General features: G+C 73.7%; 13 protein-coding genes. 6 read left to right on the top strand and 7 right to left on the bottom strand.

Translation table 11 applies throughout. The features are described 5' to 3' along the window. Positions 1 to 76: 76 nt before the first annotated feature. The 6 genes from ACIBG7_RS21695 to ACIBG7_RS21670 form a co-directional block, all read right to left on the bottom strand. The gene (locus ACIBG7_RS21695) at positions 77 to 3,745 is read right to left on the bottom strand and encodes a tetratricopeptide repeat protein (RefSeq protein ID WP_397337380.1); all 3,669 of its coding nucleotides are present in this window, start codon (positions 3,743 to 3,745) and stop codon (positions 77 to 79) included. Further along, positions 3,742 to 5,154, bottom strand: a complete 1,413-nt coding sequence (locus ACIBG7_RS21690) for a hypothetical protein (RefSeq protein WP_357920714.1) — start codon at positions 5,152 to 5,154, stop codon at positions 3,742 to 3,744. The genes ACIBG7_RS21695 and ACIBG7_RS21690 overlap by 4 nt, the downstream gene beginning before the upstream one ends. Position 5,155: 1 nt before the next feature. Further along, a complete protein-coding gene (locus ACIBG7_RS21685) occupies positions 5,156 to 6,232 on the bottom strand; it encodes a hypothetical protein (RefSeq protein ID WP_397337379.1) in 1,077 nt (358 codons plus the stop codon). A gap of 172 nt (positions 6,233 to 6,404) precedes the next feature. Further along, positions 6,405 to 7,505: a hypothetical protein gene (locus ACIBG7_RS21680; protein ID WP_397337378.1), complete on the bottom strand. Its 1,101-nt coding sequence runs from the start codon at positions 7,503 to 7,505 to the stop codon at positions 6,405 to 6,407. A 45-nt stretch (positions 7,506 to 7,550) separates the two neighbouring features. Beyond that, entirely contained in the window at positions 7,551 to 9,086 is a 1,536-nt protein-coding gene (locus ACIBG7_RS21675) for an aldehyde dehydrogenase family protein (RefSeq protein WP_397337377.1), read from the bottom strand. Next, positions 9,083 to 9,421 carry a hypothetical protein gene (locus tag ACIBG7_RS21670; RefSeq protein ID WP_397337376.1) on the bottom strand — a complete coding sequence of 113 codons (339 nt, stop codon included), beginning with the start codon at positions 9,419 to 9,421 and terminating at the stop codon, positions 9,083 to 9,085. Before ACIBG7_RS21670 ends, ACIBG7_RS21675 begins: the two co-directional genes overlap by 4 nt. A 125-nt stretch (positions 9,422 to 9,546) precedes the next feature. Here ACIBG7_RS21670 and ACIBG7_RS21665 point away from each other — a divergent pair, with 125 nt between their 5' ends. From ACIBG7_RS21665 to ACIBG7_RS21645, 5 genes are read left to right on the top strand one after another with little or no spacing between them, the layout of a single operon-like run. Beyond that, the gene (locus ACIBG7_RS21665) at positions 9,547 to 10,872 is read left to right on the top strand and encodes an SWIM zinc finger family protein (protein WP_397337375.1); all 1,326 of its coding nucleotides are present in this window, start codon (positions 9,547 to 9,549) and stop codon (positions 10,870 to 10,872) included. After that, positions 10,869 to 12,287, top strand: a complete 1,419-nt coding sequence (locus ACIBG7_RS21660; RefSeq protein WP_397337374.1) for a DUF5691 domain-containing protein — start codon at positions 10,869 to 10,871, stop codon at positions 12,285 to 12,287. Before ACIBG7_RS21665 ends, ACIBG7_RS21660 begins: the two co-directional genes overlap by 4 nt. After that, on the top strand, positions 12,284 to 13,351 hold the full coding sequence (locus tag ACIBG7_RS21655; RefSeq protein WP_357920693.1) for an AAA family ATPase: 1,068 nt from the start codon (positions 12,284 to 12,286) through the stop codon (positions 13,349 to 13,351). The genes ACIBG7_RS21660 and ACIBG7_RS21655 overlap by 4 nt, the downstream gene beginning before the upstream one ends. Positions 13,352 to 13,379: 28 nt before the next feature. After that, positions 13,380 to 16,253, top strand: a complete 2,874-nt coding sequence (locus ACIBG7_RS21650) for a DUF5682 family protein (RefSeq protein WP_397337373.1) — start codon at positions 13,380 to 13,382, stop codon at positions 16,251 to 16,253. Next, a complete protein-coding gene (locus ACIBG7_RS21645) occupies positions 16,246 to 17,373 on the top strand; it encodes a VWA domain-containing protein (RefSeq protein WP_357920689.1) in 1,128 nt (375 codons plus the stop codon). Before ACIBG7_RS21650 ends, ACIBG7_RS21645 begins: the two co-directional genes overlap by 8 nt. Positions 17,374 to 17,499: 126 nt before the next feature. Here ACIBG7_RS21645 and ACIBG7_RS21640 read toward each other — a convergent pair whose 3' ends face one another. Next, positions 17,500 to 18,918, bottom strand: coding sequence for an MFS transporter (locus ACIBG7_RS21640; RefSeq protein ID WP_357920687.1), 1,419 nt, complete (start codon positions 18,916 to 18,918; stop codon positions 17,500 to 17,502). 100 nt (positions 18,919 to 19,018) lie between these two features. Between ACIBG7_RS21640 and ACIBG7_RS21635 the strand changes: the two genes are divergently transcribed. After that, entirely contained in the window at positions 19,019 to 19,729 is a 711-nt protein-coding gene (locus ACIBG7_RS21635; protein WP_357920684.1) for a TetR/AcrR family transcriptional regulator, read from the top strand. The last annotated feature ends 47 nt before the right edge of the window (positions 19,730 to 19,776 follow it).

Raw genomic sequence — 19,776 nt, 5'->3', positions numbered from 1 at the left:
CGACGGCGATCGTCATCGTGACACGGGCCTGACCCGCCGGGAAGGCCCCTGACTCCGGGCGGGGTGGAGATTCTTACTATCCGGGTGGGGTCAGTTGGTACCGGGGAAGGGCATCCCGTGCCTGGACGAGCGTGGCGAGCAACTCGGCGCGGGTCTCGGGGTCGCCCCGGGTGTCGTGCCGGAGGTCGCACAGGGCGATGTCGAGGGTGCCGCGCCGGGTGAGCGGCACCTCCTGCTCGGCCAGCCGCAGAGCGTAGGCGTAGGAGTCGCGGCACGACTCGTCCTCGCCCTGCGCCCAGGCCAGCAGGCCCATGTCGAAGGCGGCCCAGGCGGGCGTCTCGGCCCGCGTGGCGAGGTAGCGCTGGTAGCAGTCGCGGGCCTCGGCGAAGCGGCCCAGCCGCATCAGGCACCAGCCGCGCCGGGCCAGCCGGGCCCGCTCGTGCCGGGCCAGCTCGGCGGAGGTCTCGTACGCGGCCGCCGCCTCCTCGGCCCGGCCGAGCACGAACAGGCAGTTGGCGCGGCCGGAGTGCAGGTCGGGGTTGAGCGCGTTGAGTCCGATGCCGGTGTCGTAGGCGGCCAGCGCCCGCTCCGGGTCGGGTTCGTGGTGGTGGAGCAGGGCGAAGCCGAGCGTCTCCCAGCCCTCGGCGGTGACGCGCCGGCCTTCGGCGGTGGCCTCGCGGGCCGTGGCCACCGCGCCGTCCCAGTCGCCGATGCTGGACAGCAGCGAGGAGAAGCCGATCCACACCCAGGCCGCCTCCGGGTCGGTCTCGGTCGCGCCGGCGAAGACCGTGGCGGCCTGCTCCGGCTCGCCGTTGACCGAGAGCATCGAGGCCAGCGCGTACTGGGCCTCCAGGTCGGCCGGGTCGAGCTCGGCGGCGTCCCGGGCGGCGGCCAGCGCCTCGCGCTTGCGGTTCCTGGCCAGCTCGTTCCAGGCCAGCGCGGCCGGGATCTGCACGTCGGGCGGGAGGGTGTCGGCGGCGAGCTGGAGCAGCTCGGCGCTCTCGTCGGCGCGGCCGACGGCCTGGAGCGCCTCGCACAGGATGACGAGGGCCTGCGGGTCGAGGTCGGCGCGCGGCTGGCCCTCCTCGCTCAGCACGGCCTCGCGCAGCAGCTCCACCGCCTCCTCGCCGCGCCCGTCGCCGCGCAGCAGGTCGCGCAGGTTGCGCATGGCCACGAGGTTCTCGCTGAAGGCGGCGCGCAGGTCCGGCTCGGCCTCGGCGACCCGGCCACGGGCCAGCAGCGCCGAGCCGCGCAGCGCCAGGAGCCAGGGCTCGGGCTCCGGCACCTCGGCCAGCACCCGATCGGCCTCCTCGATCGTCGCCTCGAACTCGCCCAGCGAGTACAGCACGTCGATCAGCGAGGCCCGCGCCCACGTCTGGCCGGGATCCAGGGCCAGGGCGCGCTCGAAGCCGGCCCTGGACTCCAGCAGCCGGCCGAGGGTGAAGTAGATCTCCGCCCGGACGGCCAGGGTGAAGCCGGTCTCGCTCAGCCCGACCGCGCGATCGGCGCACTCCAGGGCCTCGGCCGGCCGGTTCATGACGCGCAGCGCGTCGGCCAGCAGCGTCGGCGCGTCGGCGTCCCGGGGGTCGAGCTCCGCGGCGCGGCGCAGGTGCGGCTCGGCCTCCTCCACCCGGTTCTGGGCGTGCAGCAGCGCGCCGAGCTGGTAGCGGGCGAGGAACAGGTCGGGGGCGAGGGCGAGCACGGCTTCGAGGGCCTGCTCGGCCTCCTCCGGCCGGTCCAGCTCCAGCAGGGTCAGGGCGCGGAACATGCGCAGCGGCGCGTGCTCGGGCCCGAGCCGCAGACCCTCGTCGAAGGCGGCCAGGGCCGCCTCCATGTCGCCGCGCTCGGCGCGGGCCGTGCCGTACACCTCCCAGTCGTCGGGGGAGTGGGGCGTCATCGTGAGGATCCGGCTCACCTCGGCCTCGGTCTCCTCGGCCATGCCCGAGGCCTGCAGGATCGCGGCGTAGGCGCGGTGCAGCCGGAAGTGGCCGGGCCGGGCCTCGATCGCCTCGGCCACGGTGAGCCGCGCGTCCTCCAGCGCCTGGCCCTCCCAGCTCTCCAGCCAGTAGTCGGTCATCGCGGCCAGCGCCTCGGGGTTGTGCACGTCCAGCCGCTGGGCGGTGGCGTAGGCGTCCTGCGCCTGCTCCTGCCGGCCCTCCTCCGACAGCAGCTCGGCGCGGACGGTGTAGGCGGAGGCCAGCTCCGGGTCGAGCTCCAGCGCCCGGTCCAGCAGCCGGTGCGCCTCCTCGGGATCGTCGAGCACCAGCGCCTGGGCCAGCGCCCGCAGCACCCAGCCGAGCTCGAAGCCGAGCTCCAGCGCCCGGCGCAGGTCCTCGCGGGCGCCCGGCAGGTCGTAGAGCCTGCGGCGCAGCTCGCCGCGTACGGCCAGCACCCACGCGTCGTCCGGGTCGGCCTCCAGCGTCTGGTCGATCAGCTCCTTGGCGTCCTCCAGCAGGCCGAGGTGGTAGCGCGTGACGCCGAGGTAGCGGGGGATGACCGGCTCGTCGGGCAGGAGCTCGCGGGCGGCGACGAGCAGGGCCTCGCACTCCCGGTCGCGGTTGAGCCCGAACAGCGCCAGGGCCTTGACCACGGTCAGCCGGGGGTTGGCGCTGGCGTCGCCGATCTCCTCGACCAGGTCGAGGGCGCGCTGGTGCTCGCCGAGGTTGAGGCAGAGCTGGGCGGCGTAGAAGCGGATCACGTGGTCGGCGCCGGCCAGCGCGGTGTCCAGGTGCTCCTGGACCTGCTCCAGGCGGTCGGCGTAGCAGGAGAAGAGGGCGGCGTCGATCGCCGGATTCGGCTCGCCGGTCTTGCTCGCCAGGACGGCGAACAGGGCGGCCGCCTGCTCGTGCCGGTCGAGGCGGGCGCAGCACTGCGCGCGGCCGAGCAGGGCGTCCAGGTCGTCGGGGTCGGCGTGGGACAGCGCCCGCTCCGCCTCCGCCCATCGGCCGGACAGGCGCAGCGCGTGGCCCAGGGCGGCCCAGGCGCCCGGGTCGGCGCCGTCCTCGCCGCCGGCCAGGTGGTGGCGCAGGCGGGCCAGGCGCAGGTCGTTCTCCCAGCGGTCGGTGGCGCTCACCAGGGTGGCCAGCGCGGCGGCGGGGTCGCGCTCGCGCTGGGCGTGGGCCAGGGCGAGCGCGTGGGTGGGGGTGGCGGCCTCGGCCATCAGCTCCTCGGCGCGGGCCGCCTGGCCGGTGTGCGCCAGCGCCATCGCGTACAGGCCCGGGGTCAGCCACTGGGCGCCCTCGGTCGCCGCCGCCCGGAGCAGCCCGAGAACCGCCTCCTGGTCGGGGGCCTCGGGGGTCTCCCCGGTCTCCCCGGTCTCCCCGGTCTCCCCGGTGTCGCCGGTCTCCCCGGTGTCGCCGGTCTCCCCGGTGTCGCCGGTCTCCCCGGTGTCGCCGGTGTCGCGGGTCTCCCCGGTCTCGCCGGTCTCGCGGGTTTCGCGGGTGAGCAGGCCGAGCAGCAGGGTGGCGGAGTCGCGGACCGCCTCCATGCGGTCGCGGTCGAGCTGCCAGGAGGGCAGGGCGGCCTCGACCCGCGCGATCAGGTCCTTGACCGGCTGGATCAGGTCGGCGGCCTCGACGCCACGGGCCCAGCCGTCGATCAGCTCGGTCAGGGCCGGGTCCAGGTCGGCGAAGCCGGGTTCGAGCTCGGCGATCCGGCTGTCGCGCCACAGCCGGCTGATGGGGAGGTAGTGCTTGTACGGGTCGATCATCGAAGGGACTTCGGAGGCGGGAGGCGGCTCGGTCATCGCCAGTCCCTCCCGCGCCGGTCGGCCGGGAGCGGCGCGTGCACGGCGCGCGTGGCCGCCGAGGTCGTCCCCGACCGCCTGAGCAGCACCATCAGCTCCTCGCCGAGATCGGACTCCAGCCCGGGCGCGGCGCTCCTGGCCAGCCACCCGGCGTTGAGCAACGTCGCCACCCGGTCGACCTCCTCCACCGGCGGCTCGTCCTCGCTGCCCCGGCGGCGCAGCAGGTGGTCGCGCCAGGCGACCACCGAGTCCCACTGCCCGGCCGCGAAGCCGCGCAGCCGCCAGTCGCCGCTCAGCACCTCGTGCACCGCCTTGGTGAAGGCGGGATCCAGCCGGTCGGCGGGCTCGGCCGACAGGTCGGCCACCGCCCGCTCCCAGAAGTGCCGCAGGCTGGTCACCTCGTCGGCGAAGTCGTCGTGGTCGTCCGGATCGTGCTGGAGCGTCAGCACCTGGAGGATCACCTCGGCGCGCCGGTTGTCGGCCGGCAGGTCCGGGCCGGGCCGCCAGCCCGGCCGAAGCCGGAAGGTGAACATCGCCCGCGCGTACGCCGGCCCCAGGGTGTAGGCGCCGATGGCGTCCTCCACCAGCCGCCTGGTCTCCATGATCGGCAGCCCGCCCGGCGGGTCGGCCAGCACCTGGCTGAGCATAGTCCGCTGCCCGGCGTGCCGGACGATGCTCGCCCCCGCCTCCCGCGCGGCCAGCGGCACGCTCCAGATGCCCCACTCGGGGAAGCCCAGCTTGACGATGGCGTCCATGCTCAGCGCCGCCTCGCGGGCGGGCAGCGACAGTGCCGCGTTCGTGCCGAGCAGCCCGTCCACCAGCCGGTCGCTGATCGCGCAGATGCTCCCGTCCAGGTCGTTGTCCCGTACGGCGAGGCCGCTGATGAAGTCCACGTAGGCGTCGAACAGCGGCCTGGCCTCCCTGTCGACGAACTCCAGGTAGCGGGCCCAGTGGCTGGCCAGGTCGGCCGGGTGCTCGTCCAGCGCCCGGCGGCTGTCCTTCACCTTCCCGGCCAGCTTGGTGCAGTCGCCGTGCAGCGCGCTCTTGAGCGCGCCCTGCCCCTCGATGGCGACCATCCGCTCGCTGATCGGCTGCAGCAGCCGGATCACCGCCTCCACGTGCTCGGCCGCCTCCCGCGACTTGGCCGGCAGGCCGCGCAGCCCGAAGAAGAGGATCTCGTTCTGCTGGGCCGCCTCCAGCGCGCCGAAGGCGTCCTGGCGCAGCTCCTCGTCCACCTCGCGGCCGACCGAGGCGATGGCCTTGATCTGCCGCCGCGCCCGCTGCAGCGACTCGATCGCCTCCAGGATGTGCCGGCGCCCGGCGCTGGCGGTGGCGACCGCGGTCTTGACCTTCTCCAGGTCGTCCAGGAGCGTGTCGAGCCTGGCCTCCAGGATCTCGCGTCCGGCCATCTCAGTCCTTCCTCGCCAGCAACGTCAGCACGCGCGCGTCGAGCCCGGCGACCCGCTCGCCGCGCAACCGCAGGCTCCACGCGGCGTTCAGCAGGTGCGCGGGTGTCACACCCGGCGGAGGTACGGCACGCGTCCGCAACGCCTCGCGGGCCCGCACCAGCAGCGAACCGGCCTCGTAGCGGGCGGCGGGCAGGTGCCGGTCGAGCTGGGCCAGGATGCTCGCCGCCGGGCTCGGGCCGCCGTCGCGGTCCGGTTCTGGTCGGCCGGTCAGGCGGGCCCACAACGTCTTGACCCGGTCGGCCCCCGCGCCGTACTGGCCGGTGCCGTAGCGGGCGTCCATCGCGGCGAGCAGGTGCAGCAGCACGTGGATGCGGCGGTCCCAGCTCGGGTGGGTCGGACCGGACAGGTGCGCGGTGGTCGGGTCGATGCGCAGCGCCACGCAGGACAGGGGGTAGGCGGGGCCGAGGGCGTAGGTGGCGAAGGCGTCGGCGACCAGTTCCTCGGCGTGGGCCGGAGCGGCCTCGCCGCCCTCGATCAGCTCGATCAGCTCGCGCAGGGGGCGGCGGTCCTTGTCGGCGGCGTGCCGTACCTCGCGGACGGCGTAGTGGCCGCTCTCGTGGGCCACGGCCGGCAGGTGCCAGACGTCCGGGTGCGGGGGGAGGCGGACGAGGTCGAGGTCGCGGGTGAAGGACTCGGGGCCGGCGTCGACGCCCAGCACGATGCGGTTGTCCAGGCCCGCCGCGCGGCACAGGAAGGCCACCAGCGCTTCGGCGGCCTCGCCCGCGCCGCCGTCCAGCCCGGCTCGGCGCAGGAGCAGCGCCTGGGCGTAGCTCAGGGCCTGGGCGCGCAGCCGGGCGGCCTCCTGCCGTAACCCGGCCAGCCGCTCCCACTCGGTGGGCCCGGCGGGTCCGGCGGTGGGGGACTGGGCGGCGGCGGCGATCCTGGCCAGCTCGGCGATCAGGTGGTCGGCGTGCCGGCGCAGGTCCGTCTCGGCGGGCGCGCCCTCGGCCAGACCGGCCAGCAGGTCGGCCGACCGCCGCAACGCCTCGGCCTCAGCGGCGGCATGCTCGCCGATCACGGAACGCCCCCGACGGCGGCGTGGCCGGTGTTCTCGGGGCGGCTCTGACCGCTGGTGAGGCCGGTGTTCTCGGGGCGGCCCCGCTCCGGTTTGCGGCCAGTGTTGCCGGGGCGGCCCTTATCCGGTTTTGGGCCGGCGTTCTCGGGGCGGCCCTGCTCCGGTTCGTGGTGGATCATGTGGCGGCCTCGACGATCAGGCGGACGCCGCGGACGCCCGTGGTCAGCGGCCACGCGTCGGCGTAGTCCGCGGCGAGCACCACGCAGACCGCCAGCAGCAACGCCCCCGCCGCGGTGGCGAGCCCCGCCACCACGGGCGCCGCCAACGCCACGGCCAGCCCCCCGAGCACGGCCCCGCACAACGCGATCAGCCCGGCGATCTGATCCATCCGCTTGCGAAAGCGCGTCTCGAGCTCCACCAGCTCACCCGCCGCCCGATCCAGCCGCTCCACCACGTCCGGCCCACCCGCCGTCTCCCCGGCCTGGTCGAGACGCCGCCCCAGGTCGGTCTTGGTGGGCTCGCACCGCAGCACCCGGCCCATCAGCAGGACCGTGGCCTTGACCTCCCGCTCCAGCCCGGCGCCGAACTCCGCCACCGCCTGCCTGGCCCGTTCCACCGCCTCGGCGGGCAGGAGCCGTCCGAGCCCAGCCAGCGCCCGCTCCAGAGCCTTGACCGCCAGCGTGGCGAACTGTCCCTGGACCGGCCCGATCCCGATCCTGTCCCCGAGCTGCCTGGCCCCCTCGACGAGCGACCCGGCGAACGGGATCGAGGTGAGCGAGTCCCAGGCCACCCCCGCCGACCGCTCGGCGATCGAGTCGAGACAGCCCCCGGCCCGCTCCCGCACCGCCGCCACCGCGGTGGCCAGGTCGGGGGAGCGGACCACCGGCGCGGAGAACCCGTGCTCGGCGGGCTCCTTGGCCCGCGACTCCAGCAGGCCCGCGGCCTGCCCGACCCGGGCGGCGGCCAGGTCGAGCGGCACGATGTCGCCCGTCTTGAGCGCCCGGTCAGCCGACAACAACGCCTCGGACAGGGCCAGATCGTGCAGCGCCCCGGCCAGCACCTCGTCATCGACCGGCCCGCCCGCACCTGGGGCCGGGGCCGCCTGCTCGAAACCGAGCGGGCGGCTCGGGTCCAGCGCGGCGGCGGCGAGGCGGGCCAGGCTGTCCCGGGCGTAGGCCAGGGCCTCCTCGTCCCGCCCGGCCAGCGCGCCGCGGAGCTCCCCGACGGTCGCGTGCAGAGACCTCGCCGAGCGGGCGAGCCGTTCGCTGTGCTTCACGTGGACTCCTCCGGAGCACATTGTGGGTGATCCAGAGGAGACACGCTATAGGCGGAAATCCTGGTCCGGGGTGATGTCCACGACGTCCATCTGCGCTTTCTGCAGCCGGCCCGAATGGTCCCAGTTCATCGCCTGCCAGCGGGTGAACTGGTCGAGCACCCAGATGCCCGACTGCCGGCTGCCGTTGCCCGACTTGCCGTTGCCGCCGAACGGCAGGTGCGCCTCGGCGCCGCTGGTGGAGTTGTTGACGCTGACCATGCCGGCCGAGATGCCCTCGCGGAAGCGGAAGGCCGACTGCGGGCTGGTGGTGTAGATCGAGCTCGACAGCCCGTACCCGGGCCGGTTGGCCAGCTCGATCGCCTCGTCGAGGGTGGTGAAGGTGGTCACGCCGACGATCGGGCCGAACGTCTCCTCCAGGAAGAGCTCGTCGTCCGGGCGCACCCCGTCCACCACGACCGGGTGGTAGAACAGCCCGCCCTCGCCGGTGAACTCGTGCCGCGGGTTCTGCTCGGTGATCCGCCCGGTCGGGCCGGAGATGACCGTGTGGTGCGGCTGGATCCAGGTCAGGAACTCCTCGTACCGCTCGGCGAACTTGCGGTCGAGCAGCGGCCCGGCCAGCACGTCCGTCGCCGGGTCGCCGATCTTGGCGTTCTGGACCGCCCGGGCGAAGCGCTCGGTGAACTCCTCGTGCACCTCCTCGTGCACGATCAGCGTGCCGAGGCTGGTGCAGCGCTGGCCTGCCGTACCGAAACCGGAGAACAGCGCGCCCTCCACGGCCAGGTCGAGGTCGGCGTCGGGCATGATCACCATCGGGTTCTTGCCGCCGAGCTCCAGGCACGGCGACTGCAGGTGCCGCCCGGCCAGCTCGCCGATCCGGCGGCCGACCTCGCTGGAGCCGGTGAAGCCGATCTTGTCCACCATGCCCTCGGTGAGCGCCTGCTCCAGGCCCTCGAAGGTCTCCTTGCCGTCGGCGAACACCACGTTCAGCACGCCCTCGGGCAGGCCCGCCTTGACGAACAGCAGGTAGAGCGCGTGCGCCGACGCCGCACTGTACTCCGCCGGCTTCCACACCACCGCGTTGCCCGAGACCAGCGCGGGCACCAGGTACCAGCTCGGCACCGCGACCGGGAAGTTCCCCGCCGTGATCACCGTGGCCACGCCCACCGGGTTGCGGAAGGTGAACAGGTTCTTGTCCGGCATCTCGCTGGGCACCGTCTGCCCGTACAGCCTGCGGCCCTCGCCCAGGAAGAAGTCGCAGGTGTCGACGATCTCCCTGACCTCGCCGAGCGCCTCCGCGTACGGCTTGCCGATCTCCTGGGTCACGAGCCGGGCCAGCGCCTCTGCGTTGGCCTCCACCAGGCGGCCGATGTTCGCCACCACCCGCCCGCGCACCGGCGCGGGCACCCTGGCCCACTCCCGCTGCGCCTCTTTGGCGGTACGGCAGGCAGCCGCGAAGGTCGCCGCGTCGGCCATGCCCACCTGGGCGACGATCTCGGTGAGCTTGGCGGGGTTGGTCGAGGTGTAGGTGGTGGTGCTGGGGGCGTCTTTGCCCCCGATGACGGAGACGATGTGCCGAGTCATGGTCCCATCCTCACATTCGCGGGCGACAGAAGTCGAAGGCGGTCAGTGGATGAGCACTTTGTTCCGGCCACGCAGCAGTTCCGCATTGCCGACCTTGCCGCATTCCACGAGCTCGACGAGCAGGCCACTGCGGCCGGAGAGGGCCACCAGATCGACGACAGGGCAGCCGCTGAGGAGCAGGCGCCGCAGGAGAGGCCGTCCACCTGGTTGCCGAACTTGCGCGGCGCGGCCACCTGGTCGCGGAAGGAGCTCCTGATCAGATCCTTCAGCTCGGCGCCGCGCACCGCCCGGTCGGCCACCGCCTGCCCGGCTTTCGCCAGCACCGGCTCCAGCATCCGCCACCTCCCTGACCTCGATGGTGCCCGCCGCGACCGGGCGGATCCAAGATCGTGATTGATTCGCAACGCCCCGCGAATTCGGGGGACGGCAATTGTCGGTCGGGATGGCTAGTCTCGCCGACGTGATCGAACGGTGGAGCCGTGATCAGGTGCTCGCCCTCGCCCCCGACGCGTCCTCGCAGAAGGCGGCCCAGGGCTTGTCGTCGCCGGCCAAATGGCTGGTCCGGGGGATGTCGGGGGAGGTGTTGTTCGGCGAGTGCAAGGGCAGCGGCGCCAAGCCGTACCAATCGTGCGTCGACCTGTCCGAGCCGGCCTACCGGTGCAGTTGCCCGAGCCGGAAGTTCCCGTGCAAGCACTGCCTGGGGCTGCTGCTGTCCTGGTCGGCCGACGGGGTGCCCGACCTGGCGGTCCCGCCGTGGGCGGCGGAGTGGATCGACCAGCGGGCCGCCCGCGCGGCCAAGGCCGAGGCCCGGGTGGAGGCGGCTCGCGCCGCCGCCTCGGCGGAGCCGGGCGGCTCCGGCGCGGTCCCGTCCGGGGCGCGCGCCGAGCAGGCGTCCGGGCGTCCCGACACCCGGACGGTACGGCAGGCGCGCGTGGCCGCCGGCCTGTCGGAGCTCGAACGCTGGCTGGGCGACCAGGTCCGCCACGGCCTGGCCGGCGCCGACCCGGCCGACTGGCAGGGCCTGGCCAAACGCCTGGTCGACGCGCAGGCGCCCGGGGTGGCGTCGATCGCCTCCCGGCTGGCCCGCGTGCCTGGCCAGGAAGGGTGGCCGGCGCGGCTCCTGGAGGAGTACGCGCTGCTCAAGCTCCTGGTCGTCGCCTACACCCGGCGGGCTGAGCTGCCCGCGCCGCTGGCCCAGACCGTGCTGCAGCGCGTCGGCTTCCCCGTGGCGCGCGAGGATGTCCTGGCCGGGCAGCCGGTGCGCGACGAGTGGGACGTCATCGGCACCCGCGACGAGGAGGTCGACCGGCTGCTGACCCGCCGCGTCTGGCTGCGTGGCCGGGCCAGCGGGCGGGCCGCGGTGGTGCTCTCCTTCGCGCCGCCCGGCCAGCCGCTCGACGCCTCCCTGGTCGCGGGCACCGCGGTCGAGGCGGACCTCGCCTTCTACCCGGGGGCGGCTCCGCTGCGTGCCCTCGTCGCGGTCCGGCACCGGATGGCCGAGCCGCACACCGCCGCCCCGCCCGGCCTCACCCCTGACGCCGCCCTCGACGAGCTCGCCGCGGCCATCGCGGGCGACCCTTGGGTGGATTCGTGGCCGCTGCTGCTGTCCGGGGTGGTTCCCGGATCCGCGCAGGTCGGCGGCCTGCCCCTGCATCCTCGCCACCGCGATCCGTGGCGGCTGCTCGCCGTGTCTGGAGGACACCCTGTGACCATGTCCGCCGAGTGGACACCCCAGGGCCTGCGCCCGCTCATGACCTGGGACGAGGGCCGGGCGGTGCTGCTGTGAAGTGGGAAGACCTGGTCTCGGCCGCCCTGGTCGGCACCGACCGCCGCGCCTACCCGGGCGACCTGCTGGGCGACGCGGCCCTGGAAGTCATCCGCCGCCGCGCCGGCCACCCGACCCCTGCCCCCGCCACGGCCCCGTCTGCGGTCCCTGGCTCAGGCGAGGAGGCGGTCTCTTCCGGTGAGGCGCACGCCCCTGAGGGTGCTGCACCCCCTGAGGGGACCGCGCCCCCCGAGGAGCGGGAGGCCGTGCCGAGGAAGGCCGCCGACCGCCTGAGGCGTGTGCTGGGCGGGGAACAGCCCCGCCTGCTCGCCGAGTGGCTGCGCCTGGCCGCCGAGAGCGGCCGGAGGGTTCCCGCGCACGTCCTCCCCGACCTGCTCGACCGGGGCGACCGCGACCGCTCGATCCGCGAACACCTGGGCCTGCTGGCCGGCCACCGCGGCCGCTGGCTGGCGGCCCGCAACCCGGCCTGGGCCTACCTGCTCGACGAGCCGACCGGCGAGACCTGGGAGCTGGGCAGCAGCGGCGACCGCCGCGCCTACCTGAAACACCTGCGCGAGAGCGACCCGGAAGCGGCCCGCACGCTGGTGGAGGCCACCTGGACCCAGGAGACGCCCGACGATCGCGCCGCCTTCCTGGAGCTGTTCGAGTCCGGCCTGTCCATCGCCGACGAGCCGTTCCTGGAGCAGGCGCTCGACGACCGCCGCCGCGAGGTCCGCCAGCAGGCGGCGAACCTGCTCTCCAGGCTGCCCGAGTCGAGGCTGGCCCGGCGCATGGCGGCCAGAATCGAGCAGGCGGTCCGGGTGGGCAAGCACGAGATCACCGTCACCCCGCCCACCGAATGCGACCGTGCCATGGAACGCGACGGCATCCGCGCCAAGGCCCCGGCCGGCACCGGCGCGCGGGCGTGGTGGCTGCAGCAGCTCGTCGCCCGGGCCCCGCTGTCGGTCTGGCCGGGCCCGCCCGCCGAGCTGCTGGCCAAGCGCATCCCCGACTGGGACACCGAACTGCGCCTGGGCTGGGTGCGCGCCGCGATCGTGCAGCGCGACCCGGAGTGGGCGCGGGCGATGTTCGAGTGGGACCCGATCGCCGACCTGCTGGTGGCCCTCCCGCCGTGGGAGCAGCAGCGGCTGGCGGCCGAGTTCGCCGAGCGGCACGAGCTCGACAACCAGTTGATCATGGTGCTGGGCGGCGTCGAACCGCCCTGGGGAGCCGGGCTGGCGGCAGCCGTACTGAACAAGATCGTGAAAATGGCGGCGGTGCAGCCCTGGAACCTGGGCGAGTTGTCCAGGATCGCCGGGGAGCGGATCGATCCGGCCCTGCACCACCTGGCCGAGCGGGCCTCGGCCGAGCAGGCGGTCCAGGAGGTCGCCGCGTTGTTGCGGTTCCGCGCAGAGATGAGGGAGGAGCTGTCATGAGCACCGTGTTGCGCCCGCACGCGGAAGACCAGTACGCCGAGGAGCTGGCGCTGCTGGCCAAGGAGGACGACCGGCCGAGGCCGCCGGGCTGGAAGTTGTCGCCGTGGGCGGTGACGACCTATCTGCTGGGCGACGGCGACAAGATCACGCCCAAGTATGTGGGTGCGCGGCGGATCGTGGAGGTGGCGGTCGCGACGCTCGCCACCGACCGGGCGTTGTTGCTGCTCGGCGTGCCGGGCACGGCCAAGACGTGGTTGTCGGAGCATCTCGCCGCGGCGATCAGCGGCGACTCGACGCTCCTGGTGCAGGGCACCGCAGGCACGGCAGAGGAGGCGATCCGCTACGGCTGGAACTACGCGCGGCTGCTGGCCGAGGGGCCGTCGCAGGAGGCGATGACGCCCAGCCCGATCATGCGCGCGATGGCCGAGGGCCGGCTGGCCCGGGTCGAGGAGCTGACGCGCATGCCGTCCGACGTCCAGGACGCGCTGATCACGGTGCTGTCGGAGAAGACGCTGCCGGTGCCCGAGCTCAACATCGAGGTGCAGGCGCAGCGCGGGTTCAACGTCATCGCCACCGCCAACGACCGCGACCGCGGCGTCAACGAGCTGTCCAGCGCGTTGCGGCGGCGCTTCAACACCGTCGTGCTGCCCGTCCCGGCGACCGCCGAGGAGGAGGTCGACATCGTCTCGCGCCGCGTCGAGCAACTCGGCAGCGCGCTTCGCCTGCCGGAGACGGTGACCGGCATGACGGAGATCCAGCGGGTCGTCACCGTCTTCCGCGAACTGCGCAACGGGATGACCGAGGACGGCCGCACCAAGGTCAAGTCGCCGAGTGGCACCCTGTCCACGGCCGAGGCGATCTCGGTGCTGACCAGCGGCATCGCCCTGGCCGCTCACTTCGGCGACGGCGTCCTGCGGCCTTCCGACGTGGCCGCCGGCATCGTCGGCGCGGTGGTGCAGGAGCCGGTGTCGGACCGGGTCGTCTGGCACGAGTACCTCGAGACCGTGGTCCGCGAGCGGGCCGACTGGCGTGACTTCTACCGCGCCTGCCGCGAGGTGTCATGAGCGCGCCTCACGCCTGGAGGGAGGCGGCATGAGCCTGCACGTGCTCGGCGTGCGCCACCACGGGCCTGGGTCGGCGCGTGCCGTACGGGCCGAGCTGGAGCTGTTGCGGCCCGACGCGATCCTCATCGAGGGGCCGCCAGAGGCCAACGCGCTCATCCCGCTCCTGCCCGAGCTCGAACCGCCCGTGGCGTTGCTGGCACACGTCCCGGGCGACCCGTCGCGTGCGGCTTTCTGGCCGTTCGCGGCGTTCTCGCCGGAGTGGCAGGCCATGGCGTACGGCGTGGCGGCCGGGGCCGAGGTGCGCTTCATCGACCTCCCGGCGGCGACCACCCTCGCCATGCCCTCCCGCGACGACCAGCCGCCTGCCCGCCCCGCTCCTGGGGTGCCGGGGGCGGGGGGCGACGCCGTACCCGGAGGTTCGCTGGGGCAGGGAGGCGACGTCGCGACGGAAGGCGTGCCGGGGGCGGCGGGGGACGCCGCGCCCGAGGGGGAGGCGCTGCCTGGTGACGGCGGGCCGGGGCGGGGGCTGGAGGAGCCGGGGCTGGCCGATCCGCTCGGGTGGTTCGCCGCCGCGGCCGGGTACGACGATCCAGAACGTTGGTGGGAGGACGTCGTCGAACACCGCGGCGACACCCCCTTCCAGGTGATCGCCGAGGCGATGGCCGCCGTCCGCGAGGGCCACGAGCCCGGCGAGCGGGAGGCCCGCCGCGAGGCCCACATGCGGCGCGCGGTGCGTGCCGCGATGCGCGAGGGCTTCGAGACCGTCGTGGTCGTCTGCGGCGCGTGGCACGCCCCCGCCATCTGGCTCGACGGCGCGCAGGCCGACAACGCGCTCCTGCGCGGGCTGCCCAAGGTCAAGGTCGAGCTCACCTGGGTGCCGTGGACGTACGGGCGACTGGCGGCGTGGAGCGGTTACGGCGCGGGCATCACCTCGCCCGGCTGGTACCACCACCTGTTCACCGCCCCCGACCGCCCCGTCGAGCGCTGGCTCGCCGCCGCAGCCGGGGTGCTGCGGCAGGAGGGCCTGGCCGTCTCCTCGGCGCACGTCATCGAGGCGGTACGGCTGGCGCACAGCCTCGCCGGGCTGCGCGGGCGACCGCTCGCCGGGCTCGGGGAGGTCAGCGAGGCCGCCCTGGCCGTGCTGTGCGAGGGCGACGCGTTGCCGCTCGACCTCATCCAGCGGCAGCTCGTCGTCGGCGACCGGATCGGGCACGTGGGCGACGGGGTGCCCATGGTGCCCCTCCAGCGTGACCTGCGCGAACAGCAACGGCGGTTGCGGCTTCCCGCCGAGGCGTTGGTGCGGGAGCTCGACCTCGACCTCCGCAAGCCGCTCGACCTCGACCGGAGCCGGCTGCTGCACCGCCTGCGGCTGCTCGGCGTCGAGTGGGGGACGCCGCGGGAGGCGCGGGGCAAGGGCACCTTCCGGGAGAGCTGGTCGCTGTCCTGGGACCCGGAGTTCGACCTGCGCCTGATCGAACTGGCCGCCCTTGGGGTCACCGTGGAGTCGGCTGCGGTCCGTTACGCCTGCGACCTGGCCGGCCAGACGTCGCCGGGCGTGCTCGGGGGTGGCGGGAGGGGCGCCGGGCTCCCCGCCGGGTCCGTCCCGACGTCCGGGCTGCCTGGCTCGGCCGGGTCTGCGGGTGGGCTGCCTGGCTCGGCTGGGCCCGGGGGCGGCGTGCCCGGCTCAGTCGGCCCCGGCGGTGGGAGCCAGGCCGGGTCCGGGGGTGGGGTCCAGGCCGGGTCGCTGGCCGACCTGGCCGGGCTGGTCGAGCGGTGTCTGCTGGCCGACCTGCCCGCTGCCATGCCCGCGGTTCTGGCGGCGTTGTCGGCGCGGGCTGCGCTGGACACCGATGTCACCCACCTCATGGCCGCCCTGCCCGCCATGGTCCGCGCCCAGCGGTACGGGGATGTGCGGGGGACCTCCGCCGAGGGACTGGCGGTGATCGCGAGCTCCTTGCTCGACCGGATCTGTGTCGGGTTGCCGGTGGCGGTCACCTCGCTGGACGACGACTCCGCCGCCGCCCTGCTCAAGGAGGTCGACGGCGTCCACTCGGCAGTGGCCCTCCTGGAGGAGAGCCGCACCGACCAACACCCCGTTCCCGCTCAGCAACACCCAGTTGGTCAGCCGCCCGGCATCGATCAGCCCGCCTCGGTCCAGCCTCGGCCCGAGTCGGTGGCCGGGCCCCCGGCCGGGGCGGAAGCCGAGCCCCAGGCGGGTGTGGATGCCGGGCTCCTCGGTGAGCTTCAGCCCCCAGCTTCACCCTCCGCCCACCCCGCAGACCAGCCCCCCACAGAGGCGCCCCCTTCCGCGGGAGTCCCGGCCCACCCCGACGACGCGGCCCAGGCGGCGGAGGCTGCGGACCGGACTGCGGCTGAGGCCCCGCGAATGGCTGAGGCGGAAAGCGGAGTCCCCCGGGAAAGGCGGAGTGGGGGAGGGGCCAGTCCGGAGAGCCGGTGGCTGGTGACGCTGCGAGGGGTGTGCGACCGGCGAGACCTCCACGGCCTGATCGAAGGGCGCCTGACCCGCATCCTGCTGGACGCCGGTGAGATCGACGACGCCGAGAGCCGGATGGCCAGGGCGATGTCACGAGGAAACGAACCGGCCCGCGCCGCGGCGTGGGTGGAGGGGTTCCTGGCGGGCGGCGGGTTGCTGCTGGTGCACGATCCGACCCTGCTCCCCCTGCTGGACAGGTGGCTGGCCGGTCTGGGCCCCGAGGAGTTCGTGCAGGTGCTGCCCCTGCTCCGCCGTACGTTCGGCAAGTTCGCCACTCCCGAGCGGCGGTCGATCGGGCAGCGGGTGAAGGGCGAGCGCAAGGAGCAGGCGGCGCACGAGGTGGACGAGCGGAGGGCCGCACCGGCGGTCAGGACGGTGCTGGACATCCTGGGGAGGTCCGATGGATGAGCGGTTGCGACGCTGGCGGCTGGTGCTCGGCGGCGGCGAGGCGGACGGCACGGGCGTGAGCCTCCAGGCCGGCGACGCCCGGATGGACGGCGCGCTGGACGCGGTCTACGAGGGCAAGGGCGGCCTGGGCGCCTCGGCGCCGAAGGTGGCCAGATGGCTGGGCGACATCCGGGAGTTCTTCCCGTCGAGCGTGGTCCAGGTGATGCAGAAGGACGCGATCGACCGGCTGGATCTGACCAGGTTGCTGCTGGAGCCGGAGATGCTGGAGGCGGTCGAGCCGGACGTGCACCTGGTGGGCACGCTGCTGTCGCTGAACAGGCTGATGCCCGACCAGGCCAGGGAGTCGGCCCGGCGGGTGGTGCGGCACGTCGTGCAGGAGCTCGAACGGCGGCTGCAGCAACGCACGCGGGCGGCGGTCACCGGGGCGCTCGACCGGGCGTCACGGACCAACCGCCCGAAACGCCCGTCGGAGATCGACTGGGACCGCACCATCCGGGCGAACCTGAAGAACTACCTGCCCGAGCAGAACACCGTGGTGCCCGAGCGGCTGATCGGCTACGCGCGCCGGCAGCAGGCGGTGCAACGCGAGGTGACGTTGTGCGTCGACCAGAGCGGGTCGATGGCGGCGTCGGTGGTGTACTCGGGCGTGTTCGGGGCGGTGCTCGCCTCGATGCGGACGCTCAGGACCCGGCTGGTGGTGTTCGACACCGCGGTGGTGGACCTCACCGAGCAGTTGCACGATCCGGTGGAGGTGCTGTTCGGGACGCAGCTCGGCGGCGGGACGGACATCAACCGGGCGATCGCCTACTGCCAGGGGCTGATCACCCGGCCCACGGAGTCGATCTTCATCCTGATCAGCGACCTGTACGAGGGCGGGGTCCGGGAGGAGATGTTGCGCCGGGTGGCGCAGCTCACCGCTTCGGGAGTGCAGGTGGTGGTGTTGCTGGCGCTGTCGGACGAGGGGGCGCCGTTCTACGACCACGACAACGCGGCGGCGCTGGCGGCGATGGGGGTGCCGGCCTTCGCCTGCACGCCGGACGCCTTCCCGGACCTGATGGCCGCGGCGATCGAACGCCGCGACCTGAACCGCTGGGCCGAACTCCAGGCCACCGGCCGCTGACCCGGCACGCCCCTGGGCACCCGCCCACGGGCGTGCCCCGGCGCCGGCCGTACCCGAAAGCCGGCCGTACCCGAAAGCCGGCCGTACCCGAAAGCCAGCCCCAACCATGCTGGCCGTACCCCCGGGTCAGTGGGCGGAGAGCTCGGGGCGGGCGTGCCGGGGCAACAGGAACGACAGCAGGAAGGTGAGCCCGAGCAGCCCGATCTCCACCCCGATGACCACCTGGAAGGCCCCCGCGAAGTCCCAGCCCGACTTGAGCAGGTTGAACAGCAGCGTGAGCAGGATCGCCGCCCCCAGCGCGCTGCCGAGCTGCTGCACCGCGGTGAGGGTGCCCGACGCCGAGCCGGACTCGTGGTCCTCCACCCCGGCGAGGATGATGTCGAAGAAGGGCGCCATCGTGATGCCCATCCCGATGCCGACCAGGGCGAGGCCGGGGGCGAGCTGCCACGGCCCGGCCTCGAGGCCGGCCAGGTGCACGGTGACGCCGAGGATGACCGCGCCGACGGTCATCACGCCGGTGCCAAGCTGGAGCAGCGTACGGCCGAGCCGCGCCTGCAACGCCATCGCGATGCCGAACCCGGCGACGCCCCCGAGGGCCTGGGGCAGGCTGGTGAGTCCGGCCTTGAGCGGGCTGTAGCCGAGCCCCTGCTGCATGTAGAGCATGAAGACGAGCCCGAGCCCGATCATGCCGGTGAAGAAGGCGAGCCCGGCGACCAGCCCGCCGGTGAAGGCGCGCTTGCGGAACAGGCTCGGGGTGACCAGCGGATCGCCCTTCTTGCGCGCCTCGTACCGGCCGAAGACCCAGAACATCACGATCGAGCCGGCCATCGAGACCCAGGTCCAGGCGGGCCAGTCCTGCTCCTGCCCCTGGATCAGCGGGAAGATCAGCAGGAAGGCGGCGAGCGAGACGAGGAGCATGCCGACCAGGTCGAGGCGGGTGGCGTCGGTGGAGCGGTGCTCGGGCAGGTACTTGATCGCGGCCAGGACGGCCAGCAGCCCGACGGGCAGGTTGATCAGGAAGATCATGCGCCAGCCGGTGCCGAACAGGTCGGCGCTGACCAGCCAGCCGGCCAGCACGGGCCCGCCGACGGAGGAGATGGTCATCACCGGGCCGAAGGCGCTGAAGGCCTTGCCCATCTCCTGCGGCGGGAACATCGCCTTGATCAGCCCGAGGCCCTGCGGCAGCATGACGGCGCCGAACAGGCCCTGCAGCACGCGGGCGCCGATGAGCATCTCGGGGCTGACGGCCACGCCGCACAGCAGGGAGGCGACGGTGAAGCCGGCGGCGCCGACGATGAACATGCGCTTGCGGCCGTAGAGGTCGCCGAGGCGGCCGCCGGTGATCAGGCCGACGGCCATGGCCAGGGTGTAGCCGGCCACGAGCCATTGCAGCATGCCTTCGGTGCCGCCGAGGTCGGCCTGGATGGAGGGGCCGGCGATCTGGGTGATCAGGGCGTCGAGCAGATCCATCACCTCGGCGGCGAGGATCACGAAGAGGGCGGTCCAGCGCCAGCGGTAGGCGGGCGGGCTTTCGACGGTCGTCATGGGGGGACTCCTGACAGAACGGGGTTCTCTCAACGAACGGCGTTCGTTGCGAACACCGTTTTATTGGCGAACGCTGTTCGTGTCAAGTACATTGTTCGCCATGGAGACGCCCGCCCCGCCCTGGCGCACCGCCCGCAAGCAGCCCCGCCGCCAGCTCAGCCAGGAGCTCATCGTCGAAACCGGGCTGCGCATCCTCGACGACGAGGGCCTCGAAGCGGTGAGCATGCGCCGCGTGGCCCAGGAGCTGAACACCGGCCCGGCCTCCCTCTACGCCCACGTGGCCAACAAGGAGGAGCTGCTGGAGCTGATGTACGAGCAGGTCATCGGCGAGATCGAGCTGCCCGCGCCGGACGATCCGCGCCCGTGGCAGGAGCAGATCCGCGAGATCGTCCGCAACAGCCAGCGCACCCTGGCCCGGCACGGCTCGATCGCGGCCACGGTCATGGCGGGCGTGCCCACCGGCCCCAACTCGATGCGGATGGCCGAGCGCATGCTGGGCGTCATGCTCGGCGGCGGCATCCCCAAGCGGGTGGCCACGATGGCCATGGACCGGCTGGCGATGTACATCACCGCCGACGTCTACGAGTCCTCGCTCTACCAGTCCATGTGGCGGGCCAGCGGCAAGGAGCGCGAGCAGTTCGTCACCGACTACTTCGGCCAGATCCGCGAGTACTTCCTGAGCCTGCCCCCCGAGCGTTTCCCGCACCTGTCCGCCAGCGTCGAGGAGATGCTGGAGGGCGACGGGGACGAGCGGTTCGAGTTCGGGCTCGATCTGATCATCGCCGGGATCGAGGCGCGGCTAAAGTCCTAGGACTCCGGCCCGATGTGCCGGACCCAGGCTCCGCCGTACCTTCTGCG

Source organism: Nonomuraea sp. NPDC050328, assembly GCF_044459405.1.
Lineage (GTDB): Bacteria > Actinomycetota > Actinomycetes > Streptosporangiales > Streptosporangiaceae > Nonomuraea.
The sequence above is the reverse complement of the archived record's forward strand: the minus strand, read 5'-3'. Positions and strand labels throughout refer to the sequence as shown.